Source organism: Pseudomonas sp. SIMBA_041 (genome assembly GCF_046535095.1).
In the GTDB taxonomy this organism is placed as follows: domain Bacteria; phylum Pseudomonadota; class Gammaproteobacteria; order Pseudomonadales; family Pseudomonadaceae; genus Aquipseudomonas; species Aquipseudomonas mucoides.
Genome location: NZ_JAWRXJ010001023.1, coordinates 1 through 231, shown reverse-complemented (window position 1 = coordinate 231; position 231 = coordinate 1). Strand labels below are relative to the sequence as shown.

General features: G+C 45.5%; 1 protein-coding gene. It reads right to left on the bottom strand.

Annotated elements, in window-relative coordinates:
* Nucleotides 1–230: ATP-dependent Clp protease adaptor ClpS (locus tag SB725_RS34215; RefSeq protein WP_410923830.1), on the bottom strand; the 230-nt coding region annotated here is incomplete at its 3' end.
* Nucleotide 231 lies beyond the last annotated feature (1 nt).

Here is a 231-nt window from a genome sequence, read left to right as displayed (position 1 = left end):
CCGCTTTGTTCGAGACCGACGATAAAGAATAAGAGAGCCAGTTTTAGCTGGTAAATCATTTTTGAGATATGCAATATGTATACAACAAACTCCATCGGCGTGTAGTTGTCATTGTACATAACGACCGCATACATGGGCGGTTTTGCTACTTCAGGCTCTGCGACCAATACATCTGCTTGCGGTGACGTTTCACCATCGGTATCACCGTCTTGTGCACGATGAGCAGGCATA